Annotated in this window: 22 protein-coding genes; 1 reads left to right on the forward strand and 21 read right to left on the reverse strand. The window is 36.8% G+C overall.

The window, feature by feature from the left end:
* Positions 1 to 15: 15 nt before the first annotated feature.
* From rplF to CC92_RS0110170, 21 genes are all read right to left on the reverse strand, one after another.
* Entirely contained in the window at positions 16 to 558 is a 543-nt protein-coding gene (rplF, locus tag CC92_RS0110070) for a 50S ribosomal protein L6 (RefSeq protein ID WP_029503013.1), read from the reverse strand.
* 251 nt (positions 559 to 809) lie between these two features.
* Complete coding sequence (gene rpsH, locus CC92_RS0110075) at positions 810 to 1,211, reverse strand: 30S ribosomal protein S8 (RefSeq protein ID WP_029503012.1); 402 nt, start codon at positions 1,209 to 1,211, stop codon at positions 810 to 812.
* A gap of 23 nt (positions 1,212 to 1,234) precedes the next feature.
* On the reverse strand, positions 1,235 to 1,420 hold the full coding sequence (locus CC92_RS0110080; RefSeq protein ID WP_029503011.1) for a type Z 30S ribosomal protein S14: 186 nt from the start codon (positions 1,418 to 1,420) through the stop codon (positions 1,235 to 1,237).
* A 16-nt stretch (positions 1,421 to 1,436) separates the two neighbouring features.
* Positions 1,437 to 1,976 (reverse strand): 50S ribosomal protein L5, encoded by a 540-nt coding sequence (gene rplE / locus CC92_RS0110085; RefSeq protein WP_029503010.1) that lies wholly within the window; start codon positions 1,974 to 1,976, stop codon positions 1,437 to 1,439.
* A gap of 24 nt (positions 1,977 to 2,000) precedes the next feature.
* Positions 2,001 to 2,318 carry a 50S ribosomal protein L24 gene (gene rplX / locus CC92_RS0110090; protein ID WP_029503009.1) on the reverse strand — a complete coding sequence of 106 codons (318 nt, stop codon included), beginning with the start codon at positions 2,316 to 2,318 and terminating at the stop codon, positions 2,001 to 2,003.
* 14 nt (positions 2,319 to 2,332) lie between these two features.
* Positions 2,333 to 2,701: a 50S ribosomal protein L14 gene (gene rplN, locus CC92_RS0110095; protein ID WP_012201652.1), complete on the reverse strand. Its 369-nt coding sequence runs from the start codon at positions 2,699 to 2,701 to the stop codon at positions 2,333 to 2,335.
* Between the two features lie 60 nt (positions 2,702 to 2,761).
* On the reverse strand, positions 2,762 to 3,019 hold the full coding sequence (gene rpsQ / locus CC92_RS0110100; RefSeq protein ID WP_029503008.1) for a 30S ribosomal protein S17: 258 nt from the start codon (positions 3,017 to 3,019) through the stop codon (positions 2,762 to 2,764).
* Between the two features lie 65 nt (positions 3,020 to 3,084).
* Positions 3,085 to 3,294 carry a 50S ribosomal protein L29 gene (gene rpmC / locus CC92_RS0110105; protein ID WP_029503007.1) on the reverse strand — a complete coding sequence of 70 codons (210 nt, stop codon included), beginning with the start codon at positions 3,292 to 3,294 and terminating at the stop codon, positions 3,085 to 3,087.
* Positions 3,284 to 3,721, reverse strand: a complete 438-nt coding sequence (rplP, locus tag CC92_RS0110110) for a 50S ribosomal protein L16 (RefSeq protein ID WP_029503006.1) — start codon at positions 3,719 to 3,721, stop codon at positions 3,284 to 3,286. The genes rpmC and rplP overlap by 11 nt, the downstream gene beginning before the upstream one ends.
* Complete coding sequence (gene rpsC, locus CC92_RS0110115; RefSeq protein WP_029503005.1) at positions 3,721 to 4,380, reverse strand: 30S ribosomal protein S3; 660 nt, start codon at positions 4,378 to 4,380, stop codon at positions 3,721 to 3,723. Before rpsC ends, rplP begins: the two co-directional genes overlap by 1 nt.
* Before the next feature lie 11 nt (positions 4,381 to 4,391).
* Positions 4,392 to 4,778: a 50S ribosomal protein L22 gene (gene rplV, locus CC92_RS0110120; protein WP_029503004.1), complete on the reverse strand. Its 387-nt coding sequence runs from the start codon at positions 4,776 to 4,778 to the stop codon at positions 4,392 to 4,394.
* Between the two features lie 235 nt (positions 4,779 to 5,013).
* The gene (gene rpsS / locus CC92_RS0110125; RefSeq protein ID WP_029503003.1) at positions 5,014 to 5,292 is read right to left on the reverse strand and encodes a 30S ribosomal protein S19; all 279 of its coding nucleotides are present in this window, start codon (positions 5,290 to 5,292) and stop codon (positions 5,014 to 5,016) included.
* 18 nt (positions 5,293 to 5,310) lie between these two features.
* The gene (gene rplB, locus CC92_RS0110130; RefSeq protein ID WP_029503002.1) at positions 5,311 to 6,156 is read right to left on the reverse strand and encodes a 50S ribosomal protein L2; all 846 of its coding nucleotides are present in this window, start codon (positions 6,154 to 6,156) and stop codon (positions 5,311 to 5,313) included.
* Between the two features lie 209 nt (positions 6,157 to 6,365).
* Entirely contained in the window at positions 6,366 to 6,665 is a 300-nt protein-coding gene (gene rplW, locus CC92_RS0110135; RefSeq protein ID WP_029503001.1) for a 50S ribosomal protein L23, read from the reverse strand.
* Positions 6,665 to 7,285 (reverse strand): 50S ribosomal protein L4, encoded by a 621-nt coding sequence (rplD, locus tag CC92_RS0110140; protein WP_029503000.1) that lies wholly within the window; start codon positions 7,283 to 7,285, stop codon positions 6,665 to 6,667. The genes rplW and rplD overlap by 1 nt, the downstream gene beginning before the upstream one ends.
* A gap of 27 nt (positions 7,286 to 7,312) precedes the next feature.
* Positions 7,313 to 7,948, reverse strand: a complete 636-nt coding sequence (gene rplC / locus CC92_RS0110145) for a 50S ribosomal protein L3 (RefSeq protein WP_029502999.1) — start codon at positions 7,946 to 7,948, stop codon at positions 7,313 to 7,315.
* Between the two features lie 314 nt (positions 7,949 to 8,262).
* Positions 8,263 to 8,580, reverse strand: coding sequence for a 30S ribosomal protein S10 (rpsJ, locus tag CC92_RS0110150; RefSeq protein ID WP_029502998.1), 318 nt, complete (start codon positions 8,578 to 8,580; stop codon positions 8,263 to 8,265).
* Positions 8,581 to 9,222: 642 nt separating this feature from the next.
* Complete coding sequence (locus tag CC92_RS0110155) at positions 9,223 to 11,517, reverse strand: HAMP domain-containing methyl-accepting chemotaxis protein (RefSeq protein ID WP_029502997.1); 2,295 nt, start codon at positions 11,515 to 11,517, stop codon at positions 9,223 to 9,225.
* A gap of 495 nt (positions 11,518 to 12,012) precedes the next feature.
* Positions 12,013 to 14,196 carry a methyl-accepting chemotaxis protein gene (locus CC92_RS0110160; protein ID WP_029502996.1) on the reverse strand — a complete coding sequence of 728 codons (2,184 nt, stop codon included), beginning with the start codon at positions 14,194 to 14,196 and terminating at the stop codon, positions 12,013 to 12,015.
* 466 nt (positions 14,197 to 14,662) lie between these two features.
* On the reverse strand, positions 14,663 to 14,986 hold the full coding sequence (locus CC92_RS0110165) for a cupin domain-containing protein (RefSeq protein WP_029502995.1): 324 nt from the start codon (positions 14,984 to 14,986) through the stop codon (positions 14,663 to 14,665).
* A gap of 180 nt (positions 14,987 to 15,166) precedes the next feature.
* Entirely contained in the window at positions 15,167 to 16,045 is an 879-nt protein-coding gene (locus tag CC92_RS0110170; protein ID WP_029502994.1) for a class I SAM-dependent methyltransferase, read from the reverse strand.
* A 545-nt stretch (positions 16,046 to 16,590) separates the two neighbouring features.
* Between CC92_RS0110170 and CC92_RS0110175 the strand changes: the two genes are divergently transcribed.
* Positions 16,591 to 17,268: a PspA/IM30 family protein gene (locus tag CC92_RS0110175; protein WP_029502993.1), complete on the forward strand. Its 678-nt coding sequence runs from the start codon at positions 16,591 to 16,593 to the stop codon at positions 17,266 to 17,268.
* Positions 17,269 to 17,273 lie beyond the last annotated feature (5 nt).

Below are 17,273 nucleotides of genomic sequence, written 5' to 3' on the forward strand. Positions count from 1 at the left end.
TTATCTCTCCTCCTTTTACTTCTTACCAGTCTTACCAACTTTACGTCTGATCACTTCATCAGCATACTTAATACCCTTGCCCTTATATGGTTCAGGTCTTCTCTTGTCTCTGATTTCAGCAGCGTATTGGCCAACTTTTTCTTTATCGATACCTTTAACGGTGATTTTGTTCTGACCTTCAAGAACAGTTTCAACACCTTCTGGATCTTTCATAACTACTGGATGTGAATATCCAAGTGTTAAAGTAAGCTCCTTACCGTTCTTTGCAGCTCTGTAACCAACACCGTTGATTTCGAGAACTTTTTCATAACCAGCTGTTACACCAGTTACCATGTTAGCGATTAATGTTCTTGTAAGACCATGTAAAGATTTCATTCTCTTTAACTCGTTTGGTCTTGTTACAACAACTGCATCGCCTTCCACTTTAATATCCATCTCTGCAGGTAGCACTCTTACAAGTGTTCCCTTAGGACCTTTTACAGTCACTTTATTATTTTCTGCAACTTCAACAGTAACACCTGCTGGAATCGCGATTGGCATTCTTCCTATACGTGACATGCCCGTACCTCCTTAAATTATAGTGAAAAGTGAAGTTCATATTCACAATTCAGACTCGTTTGACAGTCTAATCACTGTCCCCATAGAAAAGAGTATCTAATGGGATCAGGAAACCCGAAAAGACTTCTTTTCCGTGAAAGAAAATTCTAAACTTACAAACAGGCTATTTATATTATTCTGTTCTTAGATTACTCTACAAACGTTGTAACGAATCTTCTCGTTATTACGATTTTACTACATTCAAATGATAATTACCAGATGAATGCTAAAACTTCTCCGCCTACGTTAGCATTTCTTGCTTCTTTATCAGTAAGCACACCTTTGTTAGTGGAGATAATTGCTACACCTAAACCACCAAGTACTCTTGGAAGTTCAGTGCTGTTAGCATAAACACGAAGTCCTGGCTTAGAAATTCTCTTAAGACCAGTTATAACCTTCTCATTCTTGTCTTTACCGTACTTTAATGTGATGTGGATTGTCTTGAAGCTTCCAACTTCTTCAATCTCAAAGCTCTTGATGTAACCTTCCTTTAAGAGGATTTCAGCAATAGCAATTTTCATCTTAGAAGCAGGTACATCTACTGTATCATGTTTCGCAGTATTTGCATTACGGATTCTTGTAAGCATATCTGCAATTGGATCGCTCATTGTCATTTAAATTTGCCTCCTTTCTTAAACTACCAGCTTGCTTTTTTAACACCTGGTATCTGTCCCTTGTATGCTAACTCACGGAAGCAAATTCTGCAGATTCCGTATTTTCTTAAGTAAGCATGAGGACGGCCACAGATTCTACAACGATTGTATTCTCTTGTTGAGAATTTCTGTGTCTTCTGCTGCTTTATTTTCATTGACGTTTTAGCCATGGAATTCCCTCCTTAACTATTTGCTAAATGGCATACCGAATAATGTTAGTAGTTCACGAGCTTCTTCATCGGTCTTGGCAGTTGTTACGAAAATAACATCCATACCACGAACCTTGTCTACCTTATCGTATTCGATTTCAGGGAAGATTAACTGCTCTTTTACACCTAGTGCATAATTACCTCTACCATCGAATGCATTTGGATTAACTCCTCTAAAGTCACGAACTCGAGGGAGTGCTAAGTTAATAAGACGATCTGCAAATTCATACATCTTTTCGCCTCTTAAAGTAACTTTACATCCAATAGCCACGCCTTCTCTAAGCTTAAAGTTAGCAACTGACTTTCTTGCTTTTGTTATAACAGCTTTTTGACCAGCGATGATCTCCATATCTTTGATTGCTGTTTCAAGAGCCTTCGCATTGTCTTTCGCTTCACCAACACCCATGTTGATTACGATTTTATCAAGCTTTGGAATCTGCATCTCGTTCTTATAACCGAACTTCTTCTGCATACCAGCCATAATTTCATTCTTGTAAATTTCTTTTAAACGAGTCAACTGAAATGACCTCCTCTCTTAGAATTAGTCAATAATATCTCCTGTTGCTTTAGCAACACGTACCTTCTTCTGGCCATTCTTACCATCAACGGTAGTAAAGCCGATTCTGGTTGTTTTACCTTTGTGTACGTACATTACGTTAGATGCATCGATAGGTGCTTCCTGATGGATGATTCCACCCTTTGGATTAGCCTGAGATGCCTTGCTATGCTTTGTAATTGTATTTACACCTTCAACTAAAACTTTGCCATTGGAAACGGAAATTACTTTTCCTTCTTTTCCCTTGTCTTTACCAGCGATAACCTTAACGCTATCGCCCTTTTTAATCTTTGTAGTTGCCATGCGTCGACACCTCCCTATAATACTTCTGGTGCTAATGAAACGATTTTCATGAATTGTTTTTCTCTCAATTCTCTAGCTACTGGTCCAAAGATACGAGTTCCCTTAGGGTTCTTGTCGTCTTTGATGATTACGGCAGCGTTCTCGTCGAATCTGATATAGGAACCATCCTTACGGCGAGCTCCCTTTACAGTACGAACAACAACAGCCTTAACAACATCACCTTTCTTAACAACTCCGCCTGGTGTTGCATCTTTAACGGAAGCAACGATGATGTCACCGATATTCGCATATCTTCTGGTTGAACCGCCCATAACACGGATGCATAATAATTCTTTTGCACCGCTATTGTCGGCAACCTTAAGTCTGGATTCTGATTGTATCATGTCCGATACTCCTTTCTCAATATAAGAGTAACAATTTTACAAGTCGATCTTGTAAACGAATTATTTTGCCTTCTCAATAACTTCAACAAGTCTCCATCTCTTATCTTTAGATAATGGTCTTGTCTCCATAACTTTAACTCTATCACCAATCTGGCATTCGTTGTTCTCATCATGAGCCTTTAACTTATAAGTTCTCTTTACGATTTTTCCATAAAGAGGATGCTTTACGTTATCTACTACTGCAACAACGATTGTCTTATCCATCTTATCACTTACTACCTTACCGGTACGTGTTTTTCTTAGATTTCTTTCTACCACAGCAATACTCCTTTCTATAACCCTTACCTAATTTCTAGTTAAGGTTTATTCGTCACTGTCTATAATTAGTTAGCAGCCTTTGCTTTCTGTGAGATCACAGTTTGAATTCTAGCGATGTTCTTTCTAACATCCTTAATTCTGCTTGTGTTATCTAACTGATTTGTTGCGTTCTGGAATCTTAAGTTGAAAAGTTCCTTCTTAGCAGCTACTAATGTCTCGCTAAGCTCTGCAGTTGACTTAGCCTGTAATTCTTCTACATACTTATTAGTTTTCACTGCCCGCACCTCCTTCTAAATCTGCGCGAGAAACGATCTTGCACTTAACCGGTAATTTGTGAGTAGCAAGACGAAGAGCTTCTCTTGCAGTTTCTTCTGCTACGCCAGCGATTTCGAACATTACACGACCTGGCTTAACTACAGCTACCCAATACTCTAAAGAACCTTTACCGGAACCCATACGAGTTTCTGCTGGTTTTGTTGTTACAGGTTTATCAGGGAATATTTTAATCCAAACTTTACCACCACGTTTGATGTAACGTGTCATCGCGATACGGGCAGCTTCAATTTGGTTAGACTTAATCCATGCTGGTTCCATTGCTACGATACCATATTCACCGTGGGAGATAGTGTTACCTCTCATAGCCTTTCCTGTCATACTGCCACGGAATTGCTTACGGCGCTTTACTCTCTTTGGCATTAACATTATTTATCGCTCCCTTCCTTTTTGTTTCCCTTTGTTGGAAGAACTTCACCGTGGTAGATCCAAGCTTTAACGCCTAATTTACCAAAAGTTGTATCTGCTTCTGCGAAACCGTAATCGATGTCTGCACGAAGTGTCTGTAGTGGAATTGTACCATCACTATAGAACTCAGTACGAGCCATATCTGCTCCGCCAAGACGACCGGAAACTGCTGTCTTAATACCCTTTGCACCAGACTTCATTGTTCTGGACATTGTTGACTTCATTGCTCTTCTGAAAGAAATACGGTTCTCAAGCTGAGCTGCGATGTTTTCTGCTACTAACTGAGCATTAACATCTGGCTTTTTGATTTCCTTGATTTCAAGGTTTAACTTCTTTGTTGTATACTTCGCAAGTTCAACCTTTAATTTCTCGATTTCAGCACCTGCTTTACCAATTACTACACCTGGCTTCGCTGTGTGGATAATCACCTTTAATTTATCGGAAGCGCGCTCAATTTCGATCTTAGCAACGCCTGCGCTGTATAACTTTTTCTTCAAGTAGGTTCTGATGTTGTAATCTTCTACTAAGTTATCTGCAAAATCTGCTTCCGCATACCATCTTGAGTCCCAGTCATTGATAACTCCGACTCTTAAGCCATGAGGATTAACTTTTTGTCCCATGATTGCCCTCCTTATCTTTCATTAAGCACGATTGTGATGTGGCTTAATCTCTTTAAGATTCTGTAAGCTCTACCCTGTGCTCTTGGTTTGATTCTCTTCATTGTTGGTGCACTACCTGCATAGCACTCCTCAATGTAAAGTTTGGATACGTCCATACCATTGTTATTCTCAGCATTTGCGATCGCTGATTTTAATAATTTCTCTATTAAAGTTGAAGCATATCTTGGGTTGTATGCTAAAATACCAAGTGCTGTCTGTACATCCTTGCCTCTGATTGCATCAAGAACGAAACATGCTTTTTGAACGGAAACTCTAGCGTAAGATAACTTTGCGCTTGGTCTTGTGTCCTTATTCGCATTTCTTTCTCTCTTAATCTGGGATCTATGTCCTTTTGCCATGGATGATACCTCCTTTCAAATTTTAACGGCTCTCCGTTACTTCTCTTCCTGCAGAAGTGTTACTTTGACACTCTGCTTCTACTTATTCCAGTGATTCACAAAAAGTTAGGGGGAAGACATCTTCTTGACCCTACACTCTTCGTTCTTCACTTTTCTATACCTACAAAGTCTGTAAGATAATCGCCATTGCGAATAACTTACCAGAAACTATCTTCTAGGAATTAATTTCTAGAAATTACTTTCTTGACTTCTTCTCATCCTTACCATGTCCACGGAAAGTTCTTGTTGCAACAAACTCACCAAGTTTGTGTCCAACCATATCCTCAGTAACATATACTGGAACATGTCTTCTTCCATCATGAACAGCGATTGTATGAGAAACCATCTGTGGGAAGATTGTGGAACGACGTGACCAAGTCTTGATAACAGTTTTGTTACCAGCCTTATTCATGTCATCTACCTTCTTAAGTAAATGGTCATCTGCAAATGGTCCCTTCTTTAATGAACGTGCCATATAGGTTCAACCTCCTTTTTACTTCGATAATGCCTTACCGTCTCTTCTTCTCATGATCAACTTGTTAGACTGCTTATTCTTCTTACGAGTCTTAAGACCAAGTGCTGGTTTACCCCAAGGAGTAACAGGGCCCGGACGACCGATACCTGTCTTACCTTCACCACCACCATGTGGATGGTCGTTAGGGTTCATTACAGAACCACGTACGGTAGGTCTAATACCCATATGACGCACACGTCCAGCTTTACCGATAGTTACTAACTCATGATCAATATTACCAACCTGACCGATTGTTGCACGACAGCCAATTGGTACCATTCTCATTTCGCCGGATGGTAATCTAAGAGTTGCATACTTACCTTCCTTAGCCATTAACTGAGCAGAGTTACCTGCAGAACGAACTAACTGTCCACCCTTACCAGGATATAACTCAATGTTGTGAATCTGAGAACCTACTGGAATATTTGCAAGTGGTAAGCAGTTACCAACCTTGATTTCAGCAGTTGCTCCATTCATAACTGTCTGGCCAACCTGTAAGCCGTTTGGTGCTAAGATATATGCTTTCTCACCGTCTGCATAGCAGATAAGTGCGATATTTGCTGTTCTGTTTGGATCGTATTCGATTGTCTTAACAACAGCTGGAATACCATCTTTCTTTCTCTTAAAGTCGATGATTCTGTACTTTCTTCTAGAACCACCACCCTGGTGTCTTACTGTAATCTTTCCTTGATTGTTACGACCAGCATTCTTTTTTAAAGAAACCACTAAGGATTTCTCAGGTGTAGAGGTTGTAATCTCTGCAAAATCGGAGCCGGTCATATGTCTTCTGGAAGGTGTATATGGGTTATAGGTTTTAATTCCCATGGTACTATCTCCTTTCGTTTCGCTCCATACGCAATAGTTATTTTCAACAAGCAACGACTTCTTGTTGAAGTTATCAGCAGTATTTTCACTGCTATAGGTTGCAAAAACATTCCAAATACAATGCCTTTGCTTATCTGCGCTTGTCTTCACGTGGCAACTTAAGCAATTTGCTTTCGCTATTTTACAACTTTATGCTGCCTGCTGTATTCCTACAGACCTGTGAAGATTTCAATTTCAGCACTGTCAGCTGTTAACTGAACAATTGCCTTCTTAGTCTTAGAAGTTTTACCAACTGTGTTTCCACGTCTACGGTTCTTACCTTCTAAATTCATTGTGTTTACGCTTGCTACCTTAGTGCCGGCAAACATTTTCTCTACAGCCTCTTTAATCTGAGTCTTTGTAGCTTCTGGATGAACGGAGAAGGAATACTTCTTTTCGCTCATAGAATTCATGCTCTTCTCAGTTACGATTGGCTTGAGTATAACATCATAATATTTTAAATTTGCCATTATGCGTACACCTCCTCAATCTGTGCCACTGCATCCTTGGTAATTACTAAGGTATCATACTTTACAATGTCATATACATTGATAGCGTTTGATGTTGCTGTTCTTACCGTTGGAATGTTTCTTGCAGAAAGGATTACGTTATCATCCTTCTTATCAAGAACTACTAATGCTTTGTTAACTTTTAAGTTTTCAAGGACAGCCTTGAACTTCTTTGTCTTAATCTCATCCATTGTCATGGAATCTAATACGATTAACTTCTGAGCTTCAACTCTGGATGTTAATGCAGATTTGATAGCTAAAGCTTTCTCTTTTCTATTCATCTTGAAAGAGTAATCTCTTGGCTTTGGAGCAAATACAACACCGCCGCCTTTCCACTGTGGAGATCTTGTTGAACCCTGTCTTGCATGGCCAGTTCCCTTCTGTCTCCAAGGCTTTCTTCCGCCACCGCTCACTTCTGCGCGAGTTTTTGCGCTCTGTGTGCCCTGACGCTTGTTAGCAAGCTGGCTAACTACAGCCATGTGCATTAAATGCTCATTTACTTCTACTCCAAAGATAGCATCGTTAAGTTCTAATGAACCAACTTCTTTACCTTCTATATTATAAACCTTTACATTTGCCATTCTAGTGTTCCTCCTTTCTTAAAGCTTCTACTTACTGCGTTTTACTGTTTCCTTTAACATTATCATAGCTTTCTTTGGTCCTGGAACAGCACCTTTAACTAAGATAAGGTTATTGTCAACATCAACTTTAACTACTTCAAGGTTCTGTACAGTTACCTTTACGTTACCCATATGACCAGGCATGTGCTTGCCTTTGAATACACGACCAGGTGTTGTAGCAGCACCGTTAGAACCAGCATGTCTGTGGTACTTGGAACCGTGAGCCATAGGTCCTCTGGATAATCCGTGACGCTTGATAGCACCCTGGAATCCTTTACCTTTGGAAGTACCTGTTGCATCAATCTTATCTCCTGCGGAGAAGATGTCAGCTTTGATTTCCTGACCTACAGTGTAGTCTGCAGCGTTTTCGAATTTGAACTCTTTAAGAAATCTCTTATTTGCAACACCTGCTTTTGCAAAGTGTCCCTTTCGTGGCTTGTTAACAAGTGTTTCTCTGATGTCACCAAAGCCAACCTGTACTGCTGTGTATCCATCGTTCTCTACAGTTTTAATCTGAGTAACGGCACATGGACCAGCCTGCAATACTGTAACTGGAGTTAATACTCCGTTTTCATTGAAGATCTGAGTCATACCAATCTTCGTAGCTAATATTGCTTTCTTCATAACTTTTTACCTCCTGTTAATCTACAGCGGATTATGCTGCTTGCATAATCATCCTAGATGGTCTTATACCGGAAGTTTCCTAATATATAAACCCTAAGGATTATTACCTGAATAATTGTTTGAAGCACAACTTATGTTGCCACTTCTTAACATTAAGAATTTGCTAAGTGAATTATTATTTTGCTTTTATCGAGATGAAACTTCTCATCTATTAGCGAATTATTATTTCGCTTTCATCGAGATGAAACTTCTCATCCATCGGCGAATATTATTTCGCTTTCATCGAGATGAAACTTCTCATCCATCGGCGAATATTATTTCGCTTTCATCTTAATGTCAATGTACACACCTGCTGGCATCTCTAATCTTGATAATGCATCAACAGTCTTCTGTGTAGGAGCAATGATATCGATTAATCTCTTATGTGTTCTCTGCTCGAACTGTTCTCTAGAATCCTTGTACTTGTGTACCGCTCTAAGAATTGTAACAACTTCCTTCTTAGTAGGCAATGGAACTGGTCCACTCACCTTTGATCCTGTCTTCTTAACGGTCTCGATAATTTTTCCTGCAGATGCATCGATTAAATGATGATCATACGCCTTGAGAGTAATTCTCATAACTTGACTTGCCATAAAAAAAGCCGCCTCCTTTTCGCACTTCATTTCAGTACGACAAGTGGTGACTGTACACTCACCCGTGTGTTTCATACTTGTCGGAAATATATAACCTAAGACACAACCCGTCCTAGGTGTCAATAAAAATTGCTTCATCCCGAAAAGCCTTCGTTTCAACACGGTTTATCTGCCCGTAGCAGAATTATATTCTTGTACAGTGACTTGTCGCCAGTTTCATAACATGACATTCGCTCCACGGAAAACCTGCATCTTTTGACACAGCAACCTCACGTTTCTACGCTATCAACGTCACAACAGTAGTTATTATATAATAGAACAAAAATATTTGCAAGTATTTTTTTATTTTTTTATTTACCACTAAATATTTGCATATTTTTATGAGAATTATACTTTAACTTTCTTATATATAATAGGAAAGAATTATTTATCTTTTCCTCATATTATAACTATTTACAAACTGAGATACCTTAGTAATAATGTGCAATTAATTAATATTCATTCATCGCTATTTTAGAAACTAAATCATTTATACTCTGTCATACAAAACGTTATTGATTAATATCAAAAAATGAAAGGATGATTCCTAATTAAATTAGAAATCATCCCTCCAGCTAATTACCTCTAACCAGACTCCCGTCCTTATATAGTAAATTTACGCATCGCGCCTTTTAATTCTTCTGTACGCTGCTCTAATTCTTTGGTACCTTCCATAAGAGCTTTGGATAAATCTAACTGCATCTGCGCAGTATTGTTTACAATAGAAGAGGAAGCTGCGGTTTCCTCATAAACAGCAGAAATACTTTCAATGGAGTCTAAAGTCTTTTGTCTGTCTTCATTCATATTTTCAACATTCTCAATAACTTCCTTTAGATTCGTTAACAATCGATCAACACATTCACTCATGCTATGGAATGCTTCTCTGGTTGTCTCGACTGTGCTCACCTGAGAGGTAACTTCAGTTTCAGCTTTTTGTGCTGTCTGTACTGTTGCTTCTGTTTTTGTCTTAATATCAACAACTACCTTTTGAATCTCTTGAGCAGCATTTACAGAACCTTCTGCTAATTTACGAATTTCTTCGGCAACTACTGCAAATCCTCTTCCTGCATCACCAGCTCTTGCAGCTTCAATCGAAGCATTTAAAGATAAAAGATTTGTTTGACTTGCAATATCATTGATTATGCCAATAAATTGTTCAATTGAGGCAGACTGTTTTTGAAGAGCTTTTATGTCAGTCATAACCTGTTGAGTTATTTCATTTGTTGTCTGAGATTGTTCTGTTAGTAAAGTCATTGTTTCAATACCACTTTGTATCATTACTTGTGTCTGATCAGCAAGGGTTTGAATCTCATTAACATTACTATTTACAATGCCCATCTTGTTAGATAGTTCATCCATCTGATTACAACATAACTGTGCTTCTTCTGCCTGTTGTGTTATTCCGATATCTATCTCGTTGATTGCACTGGTGATGTGCTCACTAGAATCAGTCATATCCTTTGAAGTTGCTGAAAGACTCTCAGTGGCTTCAGTAACTAAATTTGTAACCTCAACTACTTTATGAATAAGATCTCTTGTGTTATTTACCATTCCCTTAACATTACCCGCTAGCATACCAAACTCATTACTTGTGTGGATATCCATGTCAATGGTTAAATCACCCTCAGATACTTTAATTAACTTTTTTGAAATACGACGAATACTCTTACCTATGATAACAGAAATCAATCCACCTACGAATACAGCAACAACAATAGCAATAACAACGATTCCGACTGTAACCGTTTTAATTTCAATAGCACTCTTCATAACAGATGCTTCCGGTACAAGTGCACAAATAGAAAAGCCCTTGGTACTACTCTTTGCCATCATAAAGAGATAATTCTCATCGCCAACTTTTACATAGGTGTTGTAACTTCCTTCCTTGGAATCCATGCCTTCTTTATAATAATCTGTTGTACTAAATGTTATGGCATCGCTTATCGTTGATATTTCTCTACCATCATCCATAACAAAGGAGATGTAACTACCATCTGCTAACACAATTTCCTGCAGGAGTTGAACTACTTTTTTCTTACTTAAGTCTATTACAATATAGCCATTTTTTGATTTAAACTGTCTAATAAAAGAACACGCATAATTGTTATGGGATGTCTTTAATTGCTCATCAATTGTAGCATGACTACCAATCCATGAAGTCTGAGATTTGCTTCCTGCTAGCACCGAAGCATCTGTTTCCGTCACAGTATCACTAAATCCTACCACACCCCTAGTCTTTGTTGATAACACTTTCGCATGATCTTTTGGTATGATATGTACATCTTGAATAAAATCATTTGCCACTTGAGCCGCTGTTAACTGTGCATAAATAGCTTGTGTTAATTCATATATCTTTATTTGTTCTTCATTTTTACTGCTAAACATATAATCTGAAACATTCTCATTTTGAGACTGTACGAACGCTTCGGATTCTAGAGTGCCCATTCCAACATCAATATAGTTTACTGCCATATTTATCGTATTCGTTGCTGAATCTTCAAAGCTAGTAATTAACCCATTCGATGCTTTAACATAAGATATGATACCCACTAGTATAACAAAGAGAATCGGTACAGTAAAACCGATGATCATTTGAGTTCTGATACTAGAAAAAAACTTAAAAATTTTACCGTTTCTTACCTTGGTAGGAACAATATCCAAATCATTTTCCATACCTTCTTCTAATAACATCTTAAGCTGCTTTTTCTTTTGTTTTTGATTCTTTTTAATTTCGTCTTTACGATCTTCCCCATCGTTTTTACGTTTTAATACTTCTTTTAATTTCTGTTTTTTCTTTGCTTCTTGTTTCATTTGTTCCACCATAGCCTCATCAAACTCAACATTTCCTTTTCTTGTTTTTCTGAGATTACCAAATAACTTTTTTTTCTTTACTTCCACTGTTATTCGCACCCCCGTTGCTTTTGTCTATATTATCGAAACTAAGGATTATTCGACAATAAAATTTCAAATGTTTTATAATTATACCACATACTACCAATATATACAATATTCTTAATGACTTATATTTAAAAACTTCACAATTTGCGTGCATGTTTTCTATACATACAGCAAATAAACCGTAAATTACATTATTCAATACAGTTTTTTTGCTATTTGCTATTTAAAAAGCAATTTTTTTACACGTACAATAACGATTCCATTGATTCCAGCAAAAGAAAGCAAGCTTTCATCCCATTAAAAACATCACAATCCAACAACTACTCATAATACAACATTCACAATCAACAACACTCAACAAACAAGAAAAAGCACGCTTTGCGAACTTTTCCTTGTCATGAATTAAAAATAGCTTTCCATAAAAACAATCAGTTTTTACAGAAAGCTATTCTTGTCATTCTTATTCGATGAAAGCATACAATCATCAAAATAATCTTATAGTTTGAATAAATTAATTGCTCCTTTTAACTCTTGTGTTTGTTGCGAAAGCTCACCAGTCGCATCAAATAATCCCTTCGACATACGAAGTTGCTGTTTTACCGTATCATTCACAAGTGAGGTTGAAGCTGCTGTTTCTTCATATACCGCAGAGATACTTTCAATAGCCTCCAAGGTCTTTAGACGGTCTTCATTCATATTGTCGACATTAACAACGACAGTATTTAAGTTCATTAATAATTGTTCCACGCAATCATTCATATTATTAAATGCTTCCATCGTAGTATTAACAGTCTTTACTTGCTCTGTAACTTCTACTTCTGCTTCCTTTGCTGTTATTACTGTACTCTCAGTCTTTTTCTTTATTTCAACCACGACTTTTTGAATTTCATTGGCTGCGCTCACGGAACCTTCGGCTAGTTTTCTAATTTCCTCCGCTACAACTGCAAAACCCCTACCAGCATCTCCTGCCCTAGCCGCTTCAATCGAAGCATTTAAAGAAAGCAAATTAGTTTGACTTGCTATTTCATTGATAATACCAATAAATTGTTCGATGGATAAAGATTCTTTTTGTAATCCTTTTACTTCCTCCATTACTCGTTTCGTCTTTTGATTCGTAGTCTCCGATTGATTTGACAGTTGATGCATGGAGTCCATACCTGCACCAATCATTCCTTTTGTTCGATCTGCTAAGGACTCAATTTCAGTAACATTTTTATTTACAACTTCCATCTTATGAGAAAGTTCATCCATCTGGTTATAGCATAACTGTGCTTCCTCCGCTTGTTGTCCCATGCCAGTATCTATTTCTGATACTGCATTCGCAATATGCTCACTGGATTCCGTCATTTCATAAGAGGTTTTCTTTAGTTGATTCGTAGAGTCTGATACATTCCCTGTAATATCAACCACCTTTGTAATTAAATTTCTCGTGTTTGATACCATCTCTTCTGCACTTCTAGCCAAAGTACCAAATTCATTCGAAGATTTTATATTCATATCTATTGATAAATCTCCCTTTGAAACCAGCTGCAGTTTATTCACTATTTTTTTAATATTATTTCCAATCACTACTGAGATATAACCACCTACTAAGAATGCAAGTATGGCCGCTACCGCTACCATAGGTGTAGTTATATTTTTAATGCTATTTGCGCCACTCATGACGGATGCCTTCGGAACTAATGCACATATCGAAAAGCTTCTATTAGAGCTACTGGACATCAGATACAGATAATCTTCTCCCTGATACGATATGTAGTCACTATACAGACCGTCTTCTTTATTTAAACCCTCCTGATAGTAATTTTGTGCAGAAATTAACATCTCTTCTTCCTTCGATGTAATTTCCCTACCATCGCTTAAAATAAATGAAACTCTACTACCTTCTGCTAATTCTAGTCCAGCTATTGTCTCCACAACCTTATCCATGCTAAGATCAAGCACAATATAACCTTTCTTCGAGCTCATCATTCGAAAATAGGAGCAAGCATAAGAAGAGTTATCAAACGAAAGCTTTGTATCTAATGTTTCATGACTTCCTACCCAACCGGCGGAATAAGTTTTATATTTTGTTATGTTCGCTGCATCGGTTGAATCAAGTTCTTCTGAAAAACCATTCACTCCCCGAATTTTAGTTGAGAGAACTTTACTTACCTCTCTTGGAACGATATGTATATTTTGAATAAATCCATTTCCTTGTCTAGCTGCTCCTAATTTCGGACTGATACTATTTGTCATCTCTAATACTCTAATTGGATCATCTGCTTCTGTGCCTAAAACATAATCAGAAACATCAGCGTCCTGTGATAAAACAAAAGCCTGTGTCTCTACTGAAGTCATCGCCATCTCCAAGTATTTTGCGGTCATTTGGATTGTTTGTAAAGCAGATGTTTCAAAACTGTTTGTTAGACTATATGCTGATTTAGTATAAGAAACTATACCGATCACAATTAAGAAAAGAATCGGTATCATAAACCCAATTACTAACTGCGTCCTTATCCTTCGAAAAAAGGCAAGAAACCCCGTAGTCTTTATTTGCCTATTTCCTTTTGATACCTTAGGCGATTTCATTTTCTTCTCTTTTCCTTTTTTTCTTTCGCTCTTTTTTACTTTTTCCTTTTTTACTTTTTCTTTTTTTGGCGCTAATTCATTCACTACTCCTTTTTCTCTTTTCCGCATCTTCTTGATCCCCCTATAGTCATCATTCTAGGTAACAGTAGCAATGGTCCAATTTATGTATTGTATTTAGGAAAATTATATCATTTTAGTTAATATTATGCAATATTGTGTGCTTGTTTCCTAAGTGTTTAGTAATATTTTCGTATTTTTCTATGTTTTCCTAGAATTAATTAAGCAAATATAGCATATTTTTATAATTTATCATTGTTTTTTATACATGTTGTACTTAACTTGTTTTTTTGAGAGGTAACGTTATAAACATCGTTCCATTCATTCAGCATATTGTCTCGTCAATTATTTTTCATCCTTTAATGGCTACAATTTATTTAAAAAAGCAAACAAAATATCCCTAGTTACAATTAACTTACTTCTAGGATTATTTCATTTGCCTTTAATAATTAATGAATTCTATATATCTCTGTATGCTACCTATTTTAAAATGTCAACTATTTTATTGCTATACTTATTATTTTAAAAAATCTTCTCTCATTGGGTTAAATACATCAACTAAAATGCCTTCTTCTAACGCAGTTACTCCATGAACAGCGTCACTAGGCATATAAACACTATCTCCTTGCTTTACAACTTTTGTTTCACCATCAATTGTAAATTCAAAACTTCCTTTTGCAATATATGTGATTTGAAGATGTTTATGGGAATGGAAATTACCCTTTGCACCTTTTTCAAATGTTATTTCACACATCATTAACTCATTAGAATAACTTAATATTTTTCTTGTTACTCCTGGCTCACAATTTGTTGCTTCGATTTCATTGTTAAATGTAAACATATCTCTCATCCTTTCGTATTCCCGTTTTATTTTGGGAAAGATTATCTTTTAGTATATCATTTCTCTTTTTATACTTACCACTAATATTTTGTGATTTCTCATAAAATTACTTCATTTTAAACAATATCATTTGTTATCCATATCTTCACATATTTATTGTATATGATAAAAAAGATTTTTTTAAGCTTCTTCCCATCGACCTGAAGCACCACATGGTAAGACCAAACCTGAAGAGGTTACTGGCAGACCAATCTCTTCTGCATTAACCCTACCACCATATTTTTTTTGCAACTCGATACCTAACATATATGCTAATACCGCTGGTTGAAGACCTGTTGTATAGGAATTAATCAAGTAAAACAATGGTTTCTCTGTCAAAACTTCTGTGCAGAGTTTTACAAATGGATGAACACTTTCTTCAATCTTCCATATCTCACCCTTTGGCCCTCTTCCATAAGAAGGAGGATCCATAATGATTGCATCATAATGATTCCCTCTGCGTATTTCTCTCTCCACAAACTTAACGCAATCGTCTACAATATATCTTATTGGAGCATCTTCTAATCCTGAGGATGCCGCATTTTCTTTCGCCCAGGTTACCATACCTTTGGATGCATCCACATGAGTAACATGTGCACCTGCTTTCGCTGCTGCTAAAGTTGCACCACCGGTATAAGCAAATAGATTTAATACTTTAATCTCTCGATTCGGATTTTTTTCCTTTGCTTTTCTTATTTTATCACTAAACCAGTCCCAGTTTGTTGCCTGCTCAGGAAATAATCCAGTATGTTTAAAACTAAACGGTTGTAAGTTAAAGGTCAACTCCTTATACTGAATCTGCCATTGTTTAGGCAGATCAATAAACTCCCACTCACCACCACCTTTACTACTTCTATGATAGTGTGCATTTTTATTTTTCCAACCACGTTGTTCTTTTTTCGTATCCCAAATTACTTGGGGATCGGGACGTACTAATATATACTTACCCCAGCGCTCCAACTTTTCACCGCCAGAGGCATCCATTACCTCATAATCTTTCCATCCGTCTGCAATCCACATAAATTCCTCCAACTCTAGGTATTTCCTATACGAATCATTTTTTCTATTAATAATAGTCTATAGAATACTTAATAATCAGCGTTGCCAATATCGTAATATCCTAATCATTATAGGTAAAACAAACATCCATTCTATACTGCATCTACATACAGATATATTACTGTCATAAAAAAGCACGCATATAATTTCTTATAAGCCACACAATTTCTAATAAGCTATACTATCTCTTATATCGTAAGATAATTAGGACTTAGAAATTCTTTTATAACATATAGATTATATAGTACTTTCCTATAAGGCGCAAGTTAAACAAGATTTTTTTGCCTTAATCAAATTTTAAATCTTCTGAACTTATTATAAGTATTCTTGCCTTATTTTAACTTGACGTTTTTTGGTAAAAATACTAAACTAATAATTAGCATGAGAAAGAGTACTACGCTTACTTTCCATCATTTTGCAAGAGAGCTGTAATAAGGTCTCACTTGTCATGGCAAGCATCCCACTTGTCATGAAGAAAATTATCATTATAAGTGGAGGTACATACTATGGGGATTTTAACACGTTTTAAGGATATCATGTCCGCAAACATTAACGCACTTTTAGACAAAGCAGAGAATCCTGAGAAAATGATAGATCAATGTCTACGCAATTTAAATGAGGATTTAGGTAAGGTAAAATCTGAAACCGCTGCTATTATGGCAGAAGAATCCAGAGCAAAAAGATCATTGGATGACTGTAATGAAGACATTGCAAAGATGCAAGCTTATGCAATCAAAGCTCTAGAATCAAACAACGAAGCGGACGCTAGAAAGTTCTTAGAACAAAAAGCTTCTTTAACAAATAAGTCAGCTGGATTACAACAGGCATATGACCTTGCTCACGCTAATGCAACTAACATGAAAACTATGCATGATAAGTTAGTAAGAGACATTAATGAGCTTGAGTCTCGCAAAGACATGATCAAAGGAAAGCTTGCCGTTGCTAAAACTCAGGAACGTATCAATAAGATGGGTTCTTCCGTGGAAAGTGCAAATAACTCCATGGCTAGCTTTGCAAAATACGAAGAGCTTGCAAATAAAAAATTGGATGAAGCAAATGCTATGGCAGAATTAAATAACTCCTCACCAGAGAATACCATGAAAGATTTAGCTGCAAAGTACGATTCCACTAATCCTGACATCGAGAACGAATTGGCAGCTTTAAAGCAGAGCCTAGGAAAATAATTCTA

Source organism: Lachnoclostridium phytofermentans (assembly GCF_000733755.1).
Classification (GTDB): domain Bacteria; phylum Bacillota; class Clostridia; order Lachnospirales; family Lachnospiraceae; genus Lachnoclostridium; species Lachnoclostridium phytofermentans_A.

What these genes read in the sequence shown, in the direction of transcription:
- rplF (WP_029503013.1), bottom strand. Translation starts at nt 558, where the DNA reads ATGTCACGTATAGGAAGAATGCCAATCGCGATTCCAGCAGGTGTTACT.
- rpsH (WP_029503012.1), bottom strand. Translation starts at nt 1,211, where the DNA reads ATGACAATGAGCGATCCAATTGCAGATATGCTTACAAGAATCCGTAAT.
- CC92_RS0110080 (WP_029503011.1), bottom strand. Translation starts at nt 1,420, where the DNA reads ATGGCTAAAACGTCAATGAAAATAAAGCAGCAGAAGACACAGAAATTC.
- rplX (WP_029503009.1), bottom strand. Translation starts at nt 2,318, where the DNA reads ATGGCAACTACAAAGATTAAAAAGGGCGATAGCGTTAAGGTTATCGCT.
- rplN (WP_012201652.1), bottom strand. Translation starts at nt 2,701, where the DNA reads ATGATACAATCAGAATCCAGACTTAAGGTTGCCGACAATAGCGGTGCA.
- rplP (WP_029503006.1), bottom strand. Translation starts at nt 3,721, where the DNA reads ATGTTAATGCCAAAGAGAGTAAAGCGCCGTAAGCAATTCCGTGGCAGT.
- rpsC (WP_029503005.1), bottom strand. Translation starts at nt 4,380, where the DNA reads ATGGGACAAAAAGTTAATCCTCATGGCTTAAGAGTCGGAGTTATCAAT.
- rplV (WP_029503004.1), bottom strand. Translation starts at nt 4,778, where the DNA reads ATGGCAAAAGGACATAGATCCCAGATTAAGAGAGAAAGAAATGCGAAT.
- rpsS (WP_029503003.1), bottom strand. Translation starts at nt 5,292, where the DNA reads ATGGCACGTTCATTAAAGAAGGGACCATTTGCAGATGACCATTTACTT.
- rplB (WP_029503002.1), bottom strand. Translation starts at nt 6,156, where the DNA reads ATGGGAATTAAAACCTATAACCCATATACACCTTCCAGAAGACATATG.
- rplW (WP_029503001.1), bottom strand. Translation starts at nt 6,665, where the DNA reads ATGGCAAATTTAAAATATTATGATGTTATACTCAAGCCAATCGTAACT.
- rplD (WP_029503000.1), bottom strand. Translation starts at nt 7,285, where the DNA reads ATGGCAAATGTAAAGGTTTATAATATAGAAGGTAAAGAAGTTGGTTCA.
- rplC (WP_029502999.1), bottom strand. Translation starts at nt 7,948, where the DNA reads ATGAAGAAAGCAATATTAGCTACGAAGATTGGTATGACTCAGATCTTC.
- rpsJ (WP_029502998.1), bottom strand. Translation starts at nt 8,580, where the DNA reads ATGGCAAGTCAAGTTATGAGAATTACTCTCAAGGCGTATGATCATCAT.
- CC92_RS0110160 (WP_029502996.1), bottom strand. Translation starts at nt 14,196, where the DNA reads ATGCGGAAAAGAGAAAAAGGAGTAGTGAATGAATTAGCGCCAAAAAAA.
- CC92_RS0110165 (WP_029502995.1), bottom strand. Translation starts at nt 14,986, where the DNA reads ATGTTTACATTTAACAATGAAATCGAAGCAACAAATTGTGAGCCAGGA.
- CC92_RS0110170 (WP_029502994.1), bottom strand. Translation starts at nt 16,045, where the DNA reads ATGTGGATTGCAGACGGATGGAAAGATTATGAGGTAATGGATGCCTCT.
- CC92_RS0110175 (WP_029502993.1), top strand. Translation starts at nt 16,591, where the DNA reads ATGGGGATTTTAACACGTTTTAAGGATATCATGTCCGCAAACATTAAC.